Genomic DNA, 16,633 nt, shown 5'->3' on the forward strand with positions numbered 1-16,633 from the left:
AAGTTTTCTTATTACTTGCGTCCTAGTAACTCGTTTGGATATGATGAAAGGTGATTAAAAGTTCTGGAATAATATGAGGTGACATTATGACAATATTAAATAAAAAAGATGTAATTCAGGCTCTTGAACGTATAGCAGTGTATTTAGAAATCAAAGGAGAGAATCCTTTTAAAATCTCTGCTTATAGAAAGGCTGCACAAGCATTAGAGCGAGATGAACGTACGATGGCGGAAATTGAGGATCCTTCGAAATTAACTGGGATTGGAAAAGGAACAGCTGGAGTTATCGAGGAATTGGTCACTCATGGCGAAACCTCACTCTTAACAGAACTAGCTGAAGAAATTCCTGATGGCTTATTACCATTACTTAAATTACCTGGTCTTGGCGGCAAAAAAATTGGTAAACTTTATCAGGAACTGGATGTTGTAGATGTCCATTCTCTTCGAACAGTGTGTGAAGAAAACAAAGTCCGCGCACTGGCAGGGTTTGGGGCGAAGTCAGAAGAAAAGATTCTTGCTTCTGTTGAAGAATTCGGAAAACGTCCAGAACGGTTATCAATTGCCCAAGTGCGTCCAGCAGCGGAGGATCTTATCGCAAGGTTGAATAATATAAACGAAATAGAACGATTTGAGTTAGCAGGAAGTTTTAGACGTGGCCGGGAGACAGTAAAGGACTTGGATATCATCCTATCAACAGAGGATCCCAAAACGGTTGGAGATATTCTTGTTTCTATGGAGCATATTTATGAGGTCGTCGGTCATGGTGAGACGAAGGTTAGTGTGGAACTTCAATATGATGATCTAATTGTGCCGGTAGATTTCAGGATGGTACGTGACGAATCGTTTGCAACCATTCTTCATCACTTCACTGGATCTAAAGATCACAATGTACTTTTACGTCAACGAGCGAAGGAACGTGGCGAAAAAATAAGTGAATATGGCGTTGAGAATGAAGAGACAGGGGAAGTTAGGCACTTTGAAACGGAAGAAGCTTTCTTTAACCACTTTGATCTCGCTTTTATACCACCGGAAGTAAGAGAAGGAATGGAAGAGCTGGAGGCTTTTGAGGGTGTACATTCCCTTGTCGAGCATTCTGATATAAAATCGGATCTTCATATGCATACTACATGGAGTGATGGGGCGCAATCGATTGAAGAAATGGTAAATGCGTGCAAGGAAAAAGGCTATACCCATATGGCCATAACCGATCATTCTAAATATTTAATGGTAGCAAATGGTTTATCTGTCGAGCGTCTTAAGCGCCAGCATGAAGAAGTGAAAAAGCTGAATGAAAAAGAAAAAGATATCACAATTTTTACTGGAATCGAAATGGACATATTACCAGACGGCAGTCTTGATTATACCGATGATGTCCTAAAAGAAGTCGATTTTGTTATTGCTTCTATTCACTCATCCTTTCAACAGGATGAAGATACGATTATGAAACGGTTAGAAAACGCTTGTCGTAATCCACACGTCGCGATGATTGCTCACCCTACAGGCAGGGTGATTGGAAAACGTGCTGGTTATCCTGTAAATATGGAAAAATTATTCGAATTAGCTGTGGAAACTGATACAATATTAGAATTGAATGCAAATCCTAATCGACTGGATTTATCTTCGGAATGGGTGAAGAAAGCACAAGCAGCCGGTGTGAAAATTGCTGTGAATACAGATGCCCACCGTTTTGATATGCTTGACGATATGCCAATAGGAGTGAAAACAGCTAGAAGAGGCTGGTTAGTAAAAGATAATGTGGTGAACACGTGGTCAGCGGAAAAATTCAAGGAATTCATAGATAAACATAGATAAGACCCCGTAAAAGAGAGGATACTGAGAACGTGATTAATCACTTTCAGTATTCTCAAAAATTTGGAGGTGACCCTTGTGATTGAAAGGGTATGTCGCATTTTAGAATACGATAAGATGAAAGAACAGTTAGTTCAACATGCTGGATCCTCTTTAGGAAAACAACGTGTCAGGGAGTTGATGCCTTCTTTTAGCTATGAAGACATTTCAGATGCCCAGGAGAGAACCTATGAAGGCGCAAAAGTTGTTAGATTAAGAGGACAGGCTCCATTAGGGGGACTTCGAGACATTCGAGCTTCGATAAAGAGAGCAGAAATAGGCGGTCTTTTAAATGAATCAGAGCTATTAGATATTTCATCAACGATCTATGCCAGTCGCCGTTTCAAGCAATTCGTTGAAGGGCTTATCGAGGATGAGTTGGAATTAACGATTCTCCCACAACTTGCTGATCAAATTGTCCCTCTTTCAGAACTCGAGCAGGAAATTAATCATGCCATCGACGAAAATGGGGGAGTACTGGATTCTGCAAGTGTTTCACTTCGAGGGATTCGCCAACAAATTCGCTCACATGAATCGGGAATTCGTTCGAAATTGGAAAGTATTACGCGTTCTTCAAATGGAAGAAAAATGCTGTCAGATGCTATCATAACGATTCGGAATGATCGTTATGTTATCCCGGTTAAAGCAGAATATAGAGGACATTTTGGTGGAATGGTGCATGACCAATCTGCATCCGGACAAACCTTGTTTATTGAACCTGAATCGGTTGTACTAATTAACAACCAACTCAGAGAGGCACGGATGAAGGAAAAACAGGAGATCCAACGCATTCTGCAGGTTCTTTCTGCCTTAGTAAGTGAGAATGTAGAAGAACTTGCTTTGATTGTTGAAGTAATGACGGAAGTGGATTTTATTTTTGCTAAAGCGCATTACAGTCAGACAATAAAAGGCTCTCAGCCTAAATTAAATGAAGATGGTTTTATTCATATGAAGAAAGCCAGACATCCGTTGATTCCAACCGAAGAAATTGTTCCAATAGATGTTGAGCTTGGGGGGGATTTTTCTTCCTTAGTAATTACCGGTCCCAATACTGGGGGGAAAACAGTCACTTTAAAAACAGTTGGTTTACTAACACTCATGACACAATCGGGATTACAAATCCCTTGTGAGGAAGGATCTACTGCTGCAGTTTTCCAAAAAATCTTTGCGGATATTGGAGATGAGCAGTCGATAGAACAGAGTTTAAGTACTTTTTCTTCTCATATGACAAATATCGTTAATATTATGGATAATGTAGATTTTCAATCTCTGGTGCTCTTTGATGAGCTTGGAGCTGGAACCGATCCTACAGAAGGTGCTGCTTTAGCAATAGCTATTCTGGATCATGTTTATAGTGTTGGAGCCAATGTCATAGCAACGACCCATTATAGTGAGTTAAAAGGGTATGCGTATGATCGAGAAGGTGTAATGAATGCCAGTGTGGAGTTTAATGTCGAAACACTGAGACCGACTTATCGATTGTTAATTGGTGTGCCTGGGAGAAGTAACGCTTTCGCTATTAGTAATCGTTTAGGTCTTAGTGAACGAATTATTGAAGATGCAAAAGGTCATATTACGGCAGATTCAAACAAGATGGAAAAAATGATCTCCTCGTTAGAAGACAGTCGTAAAAAAGCAGAGCAAGATATGGAAGAAGCGAATGACCTTCGCCAAGAAGCGGAGAAACTTCACCGAGAGCTTTCTGATGAACTGGAGAAATTCTCAGAAGAGAAAGAAAAAGTTCTGCAGAGCGCTCAAGATAAAGCTGCTGAATCGGTTAAAAAAGCGAAGATTGAAGCAGAACAAATTATTACTGAGCTTCGGGACATGCATAAAAATAATCCAGCTATTAAAGATCATGAACTTATAGATGCTAAAAAACGATTGGAAAATGCTGAACCCCAGCTTGTTAAGAATGGTAAAAAGACCAAGCCGAAATTAGTGAAACCAAATGTGGATAAATTGATTCCAGGCGATGAAGTCAAAGTAGTCAGCTTTGATCAAAAAGGATATATTGTTGATAAAGTGAGTGAAAAGGAATACTTTGTTCAACTTGGTATGATGAAAATGAAAGTGAAGAAAGATGATCTCATTTATATTAATCGTCCTAAAGCAGTAGAAACAAAACCGTTAACTACTTTAAGAGGAAGAGACGCTCATGTAAAAACAGAGTTGGATCTTCGCGGAGAAAGATATGAAAGTGCAATGATGGATGTTGAAAAGTATTTAGATGATGCTGTCCTTGCCGGGTACCACCAAGTTTCTATTATCCATGGTAAAGGAACAGGAGCCCTTCGAAAGGGTGTCCAAGAGCTTTTAAAAAAGCATGGCAATGTATCAGAGACGAGAATGGGTACGCAAGGAGAAGGCGGCTCAGGTGTAACCATTGCTTTGCTTAAATAAGCCAGGAAGAGGTGTAGCATGGAGGAGCTTTTCAGTCATGACTATGTATACACTGCTGGTGTCTACAGTGTCGTAGTAATCGCAATTATTATAGCCTTGGCCGTTTTTGAATGGGTAACAAAATATAGTACTTGGGTTGAAGTGAAAGAAGGAAATCTTGCAGTTGCTCTTGCTACAGGAGGGAAAGTGTTTGGTGTTGCCAACATTTTTCGCCATTCGATTATAGCAAACGATTCCGTTTTATCTATGATGGGGTGGGGTGCCTTCGGATTTGCCCTTCTACTATTTGTTTATTTTATATTTGAATTTTTAACTCCAGGTTTTAAAGTGGATGAGGAATTAACGAACGATAACCGTGCCGTAGGTTTACTGTCATTTATTTTATCTGTCTCTTTATCCTATGTTATTGGAGCAAGTATTCATTAAGAGTTTAGGGGAGACTGTGTAAAAGTGGTTTTTGCACAGTCTTTACTGGTTAGAAAGGGGTAAGTAAGTAAATGGAAACATTGTGGAAAATATTGGTCATTTTCTGTGGTTTATTTATGGTAAGTGGTATCGTCTATATTCTTTTCTTTTAAATGAAAACTAATTTTACATAGATAGTTCACCTATAAATCCAGTAACATTGAAAAATTTTGAATAAAAAGGTTCCTTTTTGTATACGTTTTCATTACAATGAAAGATAAGAGGGAGAATGCCTTTCAATGTTAAGAGATATTAACTGAGCGTATGTTTAGCAAATGTTTCTGTCATTCTCTTTTCATTGATTATCATCTTTTAGAAGGAGGATAAGAAAAAGGGAGGTTTACCATGGATACAGTCATGAAAAAACCGTGGTTTGAACACTATCCAGAGGAAATTCCTAAAACTATTGACTATGATGAGGATACGCTGCAAAGTTACCTGAAAAAAGCAGCAAAACATTATCCGGATAAATCAGCTTTTCATTTCATGGGGAAAGAAATGAACTATAAAGAGGTTTATGAATCTGCTCTAAAGTTAGCTAACCAGCTCCAGTCATTAGGAGTTACCCAAGGCGATCGAGTTGCTATCATGCTTGCAAATACTCCGCAAGCTGTCATTTCTTATTATGGTGCTCTGTTTGCAGGCGCAATTGTCGTACAGACAAACCCGCTGTATGTAGAGCGTGAGATTGAACATCAAATGAATGATGCTGGTGCTAAGATTATGATTTGCCTGGACTTAGTTTATCCCCGTGTTGCTAATGTAAAAGAGAAAACAAAATTAGAACACATCATTGTTACAGGGATAAAGGATTACCTTCCTTTTCCGAAAAATTTGCTCTATCCTTTCATTCAAAAGAAGAATACAGGCATTAAAGTAGATTTACAATATGGACCTCATTTGCATTCTTTTAGGGATGTCATTCAGAAAGGTGAAGCAAAAGAGATTCCACTTGATATTGATCCGAAAGTTGATCTTGCACTTCTTCAATACACCGGTGGAACAACGGGACCGGCAAAAGGTGTGATGCTGACGCATTACAATTTAGTTGTTAATACGCAACAATGTGAAAAGTGGATGCATAAAATGAAACCTGGGGAAGAGGTCATTATTGCAGCTTTACCATTTTTTCATGTATATGGAATGACAACTGTGATGAATTTAGCGATACGTTTAGGTTTTAAAATGATTATTATGCCGAAATTTGATCCGCAAGGGATTCTTAAAGCGATACAGAAGCATAAGGCAACATTGTATCCAGGGGCTCCAACGATGTATATTGGTTTATTGAACCACCCAGACATTAAAAAATACGATCTGTCGTCAATTAAAGCCTGCATCAGTGGCTCAGCAGCATTACCATTAGAAGTACAGACTCAATTTGAACAGGCTACAAATGGAAGATTAGTAGAAGGTTATGGATTAACGGAAACATCGCCGGTTGCTGTAGCAAATCTTATATGGGGGGATCGCAAGCCGGGATCTGTAGGTTTACCCTGGCCTGATACAGAGGTAACTATTTTATCAGCAGAGACGGGCGAGCAAGCAAAGCCCAATGAAGTAGGAGAAATCATTATAAAAGGACCGCAAGTAATGAAAGGCTATTGGAATCGTCCTGAGGATACACAAGCAAGTTTTCGAGATGAATGGTTTCTCTCAGGTGATATGGGTTATATGGATGAAGAAGGCTATTTTTACGTTGTCGATCGTAAAAAAGACATGATTATTGCAGGTGGATTTAATATATATCCGCGTGAAATTGAAGAAGTACTTTACGAGTATGAAGATGTGCAAGAGGTGTGCGTAATTGGAGTTCCAGATCCTTACCGTGGGGAGACGGTAAAAGCATTTATTGTGCCTAAGGAAGGAAAGACAATTTCAGAAGCGGATCTCGATGAGTATTCACGTAAACATTTAGCATCGTTTAAGGTACCTAAATTCTATGAGTTTAGAGAAGAGTTACCTAAAACAATGGTCGGTAAAATTTTACGTCGAGTCCTTGTAGAACAAGAAAAAGAAAGAAATATAAAATAACTGTTATTTTGATTAGATTTAATACCAGTAGCACTTTGAAACAATGCTAGGTGCTACTGGATATAGTGTTTTAAAGTAATAGTTTAAGAGAGAGAATGTCTGAATTTAAAGGAGAATTGAAGGAGGACTATACATGGATACAGGATTACTGAGACCATGGCTTGCTCATTATCCGGAAGACATTCCTAAAAATATTAATTACGATGATAAATCTCTGCAAGATTACTTACGTGAAGGTGCTTTGGAAGAGCCTAATAAAACATTGCTTCATTTCATGGGAAAAGAGATGACATTTCATGAAGTTTATGAGTCAGCTCTTCGATTTGCTAATGGGCTTCAAAATCTCGGCATTGCAAAAGGCGACAGAGTTGCGATTATGTTAGCGAATACACCGCAGTCGGTGATTGGATATTATGGTGCTCTTATGGCAGGTGCGGTCGTTGTACAAACGAATCCGCTCTATGTGGAAAGAGAATTAGAGCATCAACTCGTTGATTCGGGAGCAAAAGTAATATTGTGTTTGGATCTTGTTTATCCACGAGTGATGAGTGTTCTGGATAAATCAAAACTTGAGCATATTATTGTAACTCAAGTAAAAGATTATTTGCCATTTCCTAAGAATTTGATTTACCCGTTTATTCAAAAAAAGAATACAGGTTTAAAAGTCGAAATCACTTATAACGCAACTACTCATTCTTTTACTGAATTATTGAAGCGTTCTTCTACACGTCCCCTCTCAGTATCTATCGATTCAAAAGAAGATTTAGCACTTCTGCAATATACGGGTGGGACAACTGGAGTTGCAAAAGGGGTTATGTTAACGCATTACAACCTCGTAGCTAATACGACTCAATGTATGAAATGGATGCATAAAATTGATCATGGAAATGAAGTTATACTGTGTGCTCTACCTTTCTTTCATGTATATGGAATGACGGTTGGGATGAATTTCTCCGTCATGGATCGATCAAAAATGGTGATCTTACCAAAGTTTGACACGAAACAAACGCTTCAGGCGATTGAAAAACAACGAGTGTCTATTTTTCCTGGTGCACCAACGATGTACATAGGTTTAATTAATGATCCTAAAGTTACTAACTATAACCTATCGTCAGTAAACGTATGTATTAGTGGTTCTGCACCTCTTCCTGTTGAAGTTCAACATCGGTTTGAAGAATTAACAGGAGGAAAGCTTTCTGAAGGTTTCGGATTGACGGAAGCTTCACCTGTTACACACTTTAATCTTATGTGGGGGAAACGTCCGTCTGGAAGCATAGGTCTTCCTTGGCCGGATACTGATGTAGCTGTATTGTCGGCGGAGACAGGGGAAGTTGCAAAATCAGGTGAAGTCGGAGAACTTATTATAAAAGGACCTCAAGTAATGAAAGGCTATTGGAAACGACCAGAGGAAACAGATGCAGTCTTTATGAATGGGTGGTTACTCACTGGAGATATGGGATATATGGACGAAGATGGTTTCTTTTATATTGTTGACCGGAAAAAGGATATGATTATTGCTGGTGGCTTTAATATCTATCCTCGGGAAATAGAAGAGTACGAACATGAGGCCATTCAAGAAGCTGTCGCTGTAGGTGTTCCGGATCCTTATCGGGGAGAGACTGTGAAAGCTTTTATTGTTAAAAAAGAAGGGCACGAAGTTACAGAAAAAGAATTAAATGCTTTTTGCAGAAAGAGTCTATCAGCCTATAAAGTACCAAGGGTGTATGAATTCCGCAAAGAACTTCCAAAAACAATGGTTGGTAAGGTGTTGAGAAGGGCATTGATTGAGGAAGAAAAGGAAAAAGAAAAGAAGAAAATAGTTAATTAAAAAAAGGGATTGCAAAGTAAATTTTTACTTTGCAGTCCCTTTTTTATGAAATGGGCGAAGCCTCCGCAGTATATAAGCCTGTTAATAGCTTCTTTCTTTTAATAGGAGCACGGAAAGTGAGCGGTCATTCTTCTAAAGAACTTTCCATAATAACAAAATAGATATGAAGATGCTATGGGTTTTAGTTAAATAGTTGATTCTTCCTTTTGTCTTATTTTCGTATTTTGTAGGTATTTTATAACTGAAAAATGTAAGAAAGTTGTAGAATTTTATTGGGAAATGGGTTAAAATTACAAAATAAGTCAGTATTGCCTGATTTTATCGACTTTTGTTTTGAAAGAGCTTAAATAGTCTCTCTGAATATCTTTTACTTATTTATCATACATAAGATAAAGTTGGTGCAATGATTTAATCTAAATTTTTCGGGGGTGTACTTTATGAAAGTAAAAAAGAATGCGAAAAGCTATAAACTTTCTTTACAGTTTTTTAGCGACAAGGACGACAATAATTCAACTTCAGAAGAAAATAATCAAAACTCAGATGAAGTCGAAGAAGTGAATGAAAAGCCAAAAAGAAGTATGAAGAAACCAGCTTTTCTCGGCGGAGGAATTATTGCTGTTCTCCTGTTAGGCATTGGTTACTGGTACTTTTTCGGTATGACTGATAAACAACAGTACTTCTTAGCGGAACAAAATACGATGAGTGAAACATACGAGGATTGGTCCGATACTTATGGGGATGCTCTCGGTATGGCAGAAAAAATGGAGGATAGTGCTTATAAGCAGCAAGTGAATCTGACAGGAAATGTTAGTGGAAATGACCTGCCTATGATTGTACAGACACTTTTAAGTACCATGTCTATTCAAATGGATACTCAAGTGAATCCGGAGTCAGAAGAAGCACAAATCGGAGTTGACTTGTTGATGAACGAGGAAAGTGTAATCGGCGCTTCTATCTATCAATCAGAAGACTATGTAGCGACAACTTTACCGTTATTAAACTCTGAAACTTATTTTATGCAGAATGAAAATTTCGGTTATATAGCTAGACAGGTAGACCCTGCGTATGATGGGCCGGAAGACCTTAAAGATATACTTTTTCTGCCAGGTGAACTGACGAGAACCTCGGAGACACAAAAGGTACTATTCAAAGAATATAGTGAGTTTATTTATGAATATTTAGAAAGCGATCATTTCACTCAAGAGAGTAATGTTGCGTTTGCTGGCGGGGAGTACTACCAGTTAACATTACATTTAAGCGATGAACAGTTGAAAGATTTTCTTTATGAATTAATCGATAAAATGAAGAATGATGACGAGTTGTTAAAGATATTTAATGACCAATTAACGGCTTTAGATGATCAGGAAGACTATTCAATAGAATTTATTGATGGTTTAAATGAAATGCAAAGCAATCTTCACGAGTTTAGTATTCCAGAAGGTTTAACGAGTACTATTTATTTAGATGGAAAAACGGAAATTGTCGGACGTGAATGGAATGTAACGTTTGCGGATCCTGAAGATAAAGATATGGGTGGTTCTCTTTCCTACGAGATGTCCAAAGAAGAAGATGGAGATCAGGAAGAAATTCGTCGTAATCTAACCATGAGCGAGGTAGGGCAAGAGTCCGGAAATGCTTTTGAATTCGTAATGGATACGAGTAAATCCGAAACAGATGACGGGGAAAAGGTTGTTACTGATCTTGGTTTTACAATGGACGAAGCTGGTCAACCTATAAGCGCAGGAATTAACTTGGACACGCTCCGTTCTACTGGAGAGGCGACAACAACGATAACGCTTGAATCCAGTGAAATGTTGGATGCAGCAGGTATCGGAGAATTTAGTGTTGTGGTTAGAAACCAATATAATGAAGACAATGATGGATATGAACAAAATACGGAGTTGGATATCAATGCAGGAATAGACGATATGTATGCAGGATATCAGGAATACACAGTGAACTTGAATTTCAATACGGATCTTGAGTTTACTGAAGACTTGGAATTAATTACGGTGGATGCTGAGACTGCAACGAATGTTAGTGAGTTAAGTGAAGAAGAGTGGATGATTCTGATGGAAGAAGTTATGATGGAATTAGAAACATTGATGTACGAGACATTCGGTGGAATGTAAGATCTTCATCAGCCTCCTTACGATTAGCACCTACACAGACTAAGTAGGTGCTAATCGGAGCGGTGGAAGCTGACGCTGTATTTAATAAAAGACGCTACGCGTTTTTCTTAGAGGATTACATTGTGTAAGTTGACAGCTATCTTTACGCCACAAGTATCAAGGGAAACCCACCCTTGATACTTAAGTGATGGTGGCTAAAGATCACGCTGTATTTAATAAAAGACGGCTATGCCGTTTTTCTTAAGGAGAGTTTGGTATGAAAAAGGGTTTCGCTTTGTATAAACAAAGGATAAAGATGATCCCTCTGCCTGCTCTCTTTTTTGTGATGATTTTTTTAGTAGCGGGTGGAGGGTTTGCTGCTGTAAGTATTGCTGACTGGGTGAAAGGTAATGAGATAATTTCTCCATTTCAAGTAGCGATTGTTGATAACGAGGATTCTTTTGAAACCGGGATAATTAGAAAACAGCTTCAGGAGTCCGAAGCCACAAAAGAATTAATCACCTATATACATACTAGTCAAGAAGAGGCTAGATATCTTTTGAATTCAGACCAAGTGGTAGCCACCGTTTTAATTCCTGAAACGTTCACAGACGATTTAAGAACAGGTCGCAACACTCCCCTTGAAGTTGAGCTTCAAGAGTCTTTTTCGCTTGAAAGAGAATTATTTCTGGAATTAATTTATGCAGCAACTGATTTAGTTAATGCTGCACAGACAGCAGTGAATACTGTTCATTATTATTTAAGCGAATGGGATGTAGAAGCAGAGGAAAAAAGTAAAATAACAAATGAAGCCATAATTCATTTTAGTCTTGAAGCTTTCAATCGAAGTCAGTTGATTACTCAGTCTGAAATAGAAGCAACTGGAAGTTATTCTGTGGAAAAATATTACGTGAGTTCTTTTTTTATCATTCTTTTATATATTTTCCCTGCATTACTAAGCCCAGTTACTCAACTCTCGTTAAATAAATCCATCGTAGAAAGATTTATCTCTTTGAATGTAGGATACCTGCCAATCGTTATAAGTTCTTTTATTCTTTTTTTCATTTTCTGTGCAGGGGTATCAACGATAGTTCTTTCTGGCCTAATTTTAATGGGTATTCTAGAAATATCTTGGGGACTGATCGCTGTCACTAGTTTATTCGTTTTGTTTTTTGCGTCTCTGTTTACGTTTTTCTCTTTTTTACCCGTGAGGCCACTTCAAGAACAAGCAATTGTTTGTATTATAGGAATCATTTTATTTATAATCGGCGGTCTGATAGTACCAATTTCTTTTTTGCCATCATGGTTGAGTGATATACACAGGTTTACTCCGTTCCATTGGCTCCACCAATTATTTTTATTAGGAGCATTTGATCAAAATTTTACCAAAGAGCTATATGTCTCTTTTGTATTGTTTTTTAGCTTATCATTTCTTCTCCTGGCAGCTGCAGTTGGAATGGCAAAGAAAAAGGTGATTTAATGAATAGAATTTTAATTACATTAGTAAAAATGAATGGATTACAACTCTTAAAAAAACCAAAACTATTACTGTCAGCATGTATGATGCCACTTGTAATTCTATTAGCTGTTCATTTCACCCTAGCAGAAACAGTCAGTGAAGTAAGAATTCCGATTATTGTGGTAAATGAAGATCAAAGTGAAACGTCACAAGAGATCTTACGTACTTTTGAAGAATTAGACCATATGATTCAATTGATTGAATCTACGATGTCCCAAGGAACAAAGCGGCTTCTTCGTGGTGAAGCAGATGCCATTATATACTTGGAGGAAGGGTTTGAAGAAAAAATATTTGCTGGAGATAATCAGGATTTAGTAACACTTATCCATACTCCTTCGTCGTTGTCAGCAGGGTTACTTAGAGAAGTGGTTGCGTCGGAAGTAATGAGGTATGTTAGCAATAGTTCTGCTAGCCATTACCTTCTTCCATATGCAAGTGAATTTTCGCCGGAATCTTTAGTAAATGAAGAACAGTTATTAGAGGAAACACGCACATATGCAAACGAGCAATGGAACCCTTCTCCTCCTTTAGATCTTAAAGTCATTGGTGATCATAGTCATTTTAGAGAGTGGGAAGAAGGAAGAGAATTTATAACAACGGAAGACATTGTGAAAATATGTGTATTAACGTTAATTTTACTTTTTCCATTAACATTTACAACAAATTTTATAGGTAATCGAAAAAAAGATGCGTTTAATCGGCTAGTACTTTTTAATGTAGGTTCATTGTTATTTGCGCTTGCTCATGCAATAGTGATTACATTTGTCGTAATCATAATGAGCATTCCTTTACTATTGTTAACACATCAACTTTATCCGGAGTCTCTGACTGCTTTATCTATCGTTGCCATTCTTTCATATATTATTTTTTCAACCTTTTTATCTACAGTGCTAGGGCTTTTATTTAAACGGGAACAATTATTCCTATTTACGGTGCTTGTGATTGTGATTCTAACGGTAGTTAGCAGTATTCTTTTGACTGGTGATTTTATTGAATCTTTTTACTACTCCTTTATAAGTCCTCAATTTATCATAATTAATATTGAGCTATATTCGACAATGCAACTACTGGTAATTATTATTTTTTGGGCCATTATCGCTGTGTTAATTAGTAGTTATCCTTCTTGGAGGGAGCGTGTTTTAAGTGCTGGAAGTGAGTGATTTATCGTTAGGTTATGGAAAAGGAAAGGGTATTACTAATATTGGATTTCAACTGGTACCTGGTGATAGACTTGCTGTGCTTGGTGCAAATGGAGCTGGCAAAACGACACTTCTTAAACTTTTAGGAACAGTATTAAAGCCTTCAAAGGGGAAAATCTTTTTGCATGGCCAATCATTTAGTAGCAATTTGAAAATAACTAGGCAGCAAATAGGTTATGTTCCTCAGGATATTGCCTTGTTCTCAGAATTGACTGTGAAACAAGAGCTCGATTTTTGGAGAGGTATTGCCCCTAAGCGAATACATGCATCCAAAGTAGACGAGGTTGCCGGTATTATTGGTATTACGGATCTTCTACGTAGGAACATCAATGAATTATCCGGCGGTATGAAAAGGAAAATAAACCTAGCTGTAGCATTGCTTCATGGCCCTGATGTGTTAGTCATGGACGAACCAACAGCTGGGATTGATATTCAATCAAAACTGGAAATTATGAAATTTTTAAAAAGCTGGTCGGAGAAAGGGAAAATTATTATTCTTGCTAGTCACGATATGGAAGAAATTCACTACCTTACAAACAAGGTATTAATTCTTAAACATGGAGAAAAGCAATTTTTTGGTTCAGTGGAGGAAATGAATCAATCATTTAATGGAGCTTCCGAGACGCTTTCTTTTTCCGAAAAAGTGGCGCAATTAGGAGGATGGTAATTAAGTTAGGCTGTTATTTCAAGAACATCAAAGTTTTCGAAAACAGCCTAAAGTTAAGACCATGTAGTGGGGCTATCTAGTTGATTTCAAGAGATATTAGGAATAGTATGTAAAGAAGAAAAATCATTTCATTGTATAAGTGATGAAAAATCCAATTAATATTCGAGAATGGTTTGACAGAACGAAAATATTACTCTAAAATGAAATTATGAATGAATAGTCATTCAGTATAAAAAGGGTTGTTGAGGACGTGAGCGCATGGCGAAAAAGCGAGGGCAAAAGTACGACAAAATAATTGATGCAGCTGTAAAAGTTATTGCAGAAAATGGCTATCATCATTCTCAGGTTTCTAAAATAGCAAAAGAAGCCGGAGTTGCAGACGGAACCATTTACTTATATTTTAAAAACAAAGAAGATATTCTCATTTCTTTATTTGAAGAAAAAATGGGTCGATTTGTTGAAAAGATACAAGAACGCCTTCAAGAAGAATCATCCGTGGAAAGAAAACTTTATATATTAATTGAAATGCACTTTATGCAATTAGAGAAAGATCACGAATTGGCCATTGTCACTCAACTTGAGCTTCGTCAGTCCAATATCGAAATACGCCAAAGAATTAATGAAGTACTCAAAGGCTATTTAGAATTAATTGATACAGTATTACAAGAAGGTGTGGAAGATGGGACCTTTGAAAAGGAACTTAACCTGCGTATAGCGAGACAATTAATTTTTGGCGCCATTGATGAAATTGTTACAAATTGGGTCATGAAAGATCACCGGTACAAACTTGTCCCTTTAGTTGATACGATTCATCCATTGTTACTGAGAGGTTTAGCAAAATAGTTGTGCAGGCACAGTACGTATTAGTCTCTATTGTCTAGCGTGCTTATTTCAAGTAGACAATAGCCAAGTTAAAAAAGAAAGTGGTGATTTGGTTGCCAGAATTCTCATTAATTCGAGTGACTAAGGAAGCTAGAGTGGGCATACTTACATTGGCTAACCCCCCTGCGAATACTCTTTCCCAGAAAATGATTCAAGAGATAGACATGGCCTTTGATCACTTCTCTCAAGACTCAGAGGTAAAGGTCATTCTTCTTCACGGAGAAGGACGGTTCTTTGCAGCAGGAGCAGATATCAAGGAGTTTACTCGGGTGAAACATGGGGCGGATTTTCAAGATTTGGCTAGAGAAGGGCAACGTGTATTTAGAAAAATTGAAAGCTTTCATAAACCTGTACTTGCAGCCGTCCATGGAGCTGCATTAGGTGGCGGTCTTGAATTGGCGATGGCTTGCCATATGAGAATAGTCGCTGAAAGTGCAAAATTGGGATTACCGGAATTACAATTAGGACTGATACCTGGGTTTGCTGGAACACAGCGTCTTCCAAACCTAGTTGGCAAGTCAAAGGCTATGGAGATGATTCTAACGTCAGATCCTGTAACAGGAGTAGAAGCAGTAAAATTGGGATTGGCTAATCAAGCTTACTCCGAAGATCATTTGCTGGAAGAAGCAAAAAAGCTGGTATCTAAAATTAGTGGAAAAGGGATACAAACGATTTCAAATGTATTGGAATTACTTAAAGTTTCTGAAACAGAGCCCTTCGAACAGGGTCAGGAAAAAGAAGCGCTACGTTTTGGAGAAGTATTTGAGACGTATGATGCTTCAGAAGGAATCAAAGCTTTTATTGAAAAAAGAAAACCTAGTTTTGAAGATCGCTAATTTTCATTGATTCGTATTTTGTAAGCGGTTAAATGATAATAGATTTTAATTAAATTTTGGGAGGGACTTATATGAATATATACGTAATTATGAAGCGAACGTTTGACACAGAGGAGAAAATCCAGATCGAAAATGGGATAGTAAACGAAGATGGTGCGGAATTCATTATTAATCCTTATGATGAATATGCGATTGAAGAAGCGATTAAATTAAAAGAAAAACATGGTGGTGAAGTGACGTTAGTTACAGTAGGAGACGAAGACGCTGAAAAGCAAATACGTACCGGATTGGCTATGGGTGCTGATAAAGCAGTACTTATTGAAGACGAAGATGTGGAAAATGGTGATCAATATTCTACGCAAGAGCTTTTAGCGGCTTATTTTAAAGATAAAGAGGTTGATATTATTCTAGGAGGTAATATCGCAGTTGATGGAGGTTCCGGTCAAGTTGGGCCTAGATTAGCAGAAAAATTAGGGTTTAACCATGTAACGTCCATCGTCAAATTAGAGATTGAGGGGTCAACAGCTTTTATTGAGCGCGATGTAGAAGGAGACCAGGAGATCATTGAAGTTCAGCTTCCTCTCCTTGTGACTGCTCAGCAAGGGTTGAATGAACCGAGATATCCTTCGCTTCCTGGGATCATGAAGGCAAAGAAGAAGCCTTTAGAAACATTGGACTTGGATGATTTAGATTTAGAGGAAGAGGATGTGGAGGGGAAGACGAAAACGGTTGATCGTTATCTGCCTCCTGAAAAAGCAACTGGAAGAATATTAGAAGGTGAATTAGACTCTCAAGTTTCCGAGTTAGTTTCTTTACTAAAAAATGAAGCAAAAGTGATATAA

12 protein-coding genes are annotated in these 16,633 nt (G+C 37.8%); all 12 read left to right on the forward strand.

Annotation, left to right across the window (positions count from 1 at the left end; translation table 11 throughout):
• The first annotated feature begins 86 nt into the window (after window positions 1-86).
• The 12 genes from polX (at window position 87) to ACHABW_RS08765 (ending at window position 16,633) form a co-directional block, all read left to right on the forward strand.
• Entirely contained in the window at window positions 87-1,811 is a 1,725-nt protein-coding gene (gene polX / locus ACHABW_RS08710) for a DNA polymerase/3'-5' exonuclease PolX (protein ID WP_435754950.1), read from the forward strand.
• A gap of 75 nt (window positions 1,812-1,886) precedes the next feature.
• Entirely contained in the window at window positions 1,887-4,250 is a 2,364-nt protein-coding gene (locus ACHABW_RS08715) for an endonuclease MutS2 (RefSeq protein WP_435754951.1), read from the forward strand.
• Window positions 4,251-4,268: 18 nt separating this feature from the next.
• Complete coding sequence (locus tag ACHABW_RS08720; RefSeq protein ID WP_435754952.1) at window positions 4,269-4,676, forward strand: DUF350 domain-containing protein; 408 nt, start codon at window positions 4,269-4,271, stop codon at window positions 4,674-4,676.
• A 384-nt stretch (window positions 4,677-5,060) separates the two neighbouring features.
• Window positions 5,061-6,749: a long-chain-fatty-acid--CoA ligase gene (locus ACHABW_RS08725; RefSeq protein WP_435754953.1), complete on the forward strand. Its 1,689-nt coding sequence runs from the start codon at window positions 5,061-5,063 to the stop codon at window positions 6,747-6,749.
• Window positions 6,750-6,882: 133 nt separating this feature from the next.
• The gene (locus tag ACHABW_RS08730; protein ID WP_435754954.1) at window positions 6,883-8,577 is read left to right on the forward strand and encodes an AMP-binding protein; all 1,695 of its coding nucleotides are present in this window, start codon (window positions 6,883-6,885) and stop codon (window positions 8,575-8,577) included.
• 437 nt (window positions 8,578-9,014) lie between these two features.
• Complete coding sequence (locus tag ACHABW_RS08735) at window positions 9,015-10,709, forward strand: hypothetical protein (protein ID WP_435754955.1); 1,695 nt, start codon at window positions 9,015-9,017, stop codon at window positions 10,707-10,709.
• A 256-nt stretch (window positions 10,710-10,965) separates the two neighbouring features.
• A complete protein-coding gene (locus ACHABW_RS08740) occupies window positions 10,966-12,168 on the forward strand; it encodes an ABC transporter permease (RefSeq protein ID WP_435754956.1) in 1,203 nt (400 codons plus the stop codon).
• Window positions 12,168-13,367, forward strand: a complete 1,200-nt coding sequence (locus tag ACHABW_RS08745) for an ABC transporter permease (protein ID WP_435754957.1) — start codon at window positions 12,168-12,170, stop codon at window positions 13,365-13,367. The genes ACHABW_RS08740 and ACHABW_RS08745 overlap by 1 nt, the downstream gene beginning before the upstream one ends.
• On the forward strand, window positions 13,351-14,073 hold the full coding sequence (locus ACHABW_RS08750) for an ABC transporter ATP-binding protein (protein WP_435754958.1): 723 nt from the start codon (window positions 13,351-13,353) through the stop codon (window positions 14,071-14,073). The genes ACHABW_RS08745 and ACHABW_RS08750 overlap by 17 nt, the downstream gene beginning before the upstream one ends.
• Window positions 14,074-14,331: 258 nt before the next feature.
• Complete coding sequence (locus ACHABW_RS08755) at window positions 14,332-14,916, forward strand: TetR/AcrR family transcriptional regulator (RefSeq protein ID WP_435754959.1); 585 nt, start codon at window positions 14,332-14,334, stop codon at window positions 14,914-14,916.
• Window positions 14,917-15,008: 92 nt separating this feature from the next.
• Window positions 15,009-15,791, forward strand: a complete 783-nt coding sequence (locus ACHABW_RS08760; RefSeq protein ID WP_435754960.1) for an enoyl-CoA hydratase — start codon at window positions 15,009-15,011, stop codon at window positions 15,789-15,791.
• A gap of 71 nt (window positions 15,792-15,862) precedes the next feature.
• Window positions 15,863-16,633, forward strand: coding sequence for an electron transfer flavoprotein subunit beta/FixA family protein (locus ACHABW_RS08765; RefSeq protein WP_435754961.1), 771 nt, complete (start codon window positions 15,863-15,865; stop codon window positions 16,631-16,633).

Source organism: Salipaludibacillus sp. CF4.18, from assembly GCF_051262595.1.
GTDB classification, from domain to species: domain Bacteria; phylum Bacillota; class Bacilli; order Bacillales; family Salisediminibacteriaceae; genus Salipaludibacillus; species Salipaludibacillus neizhouensis.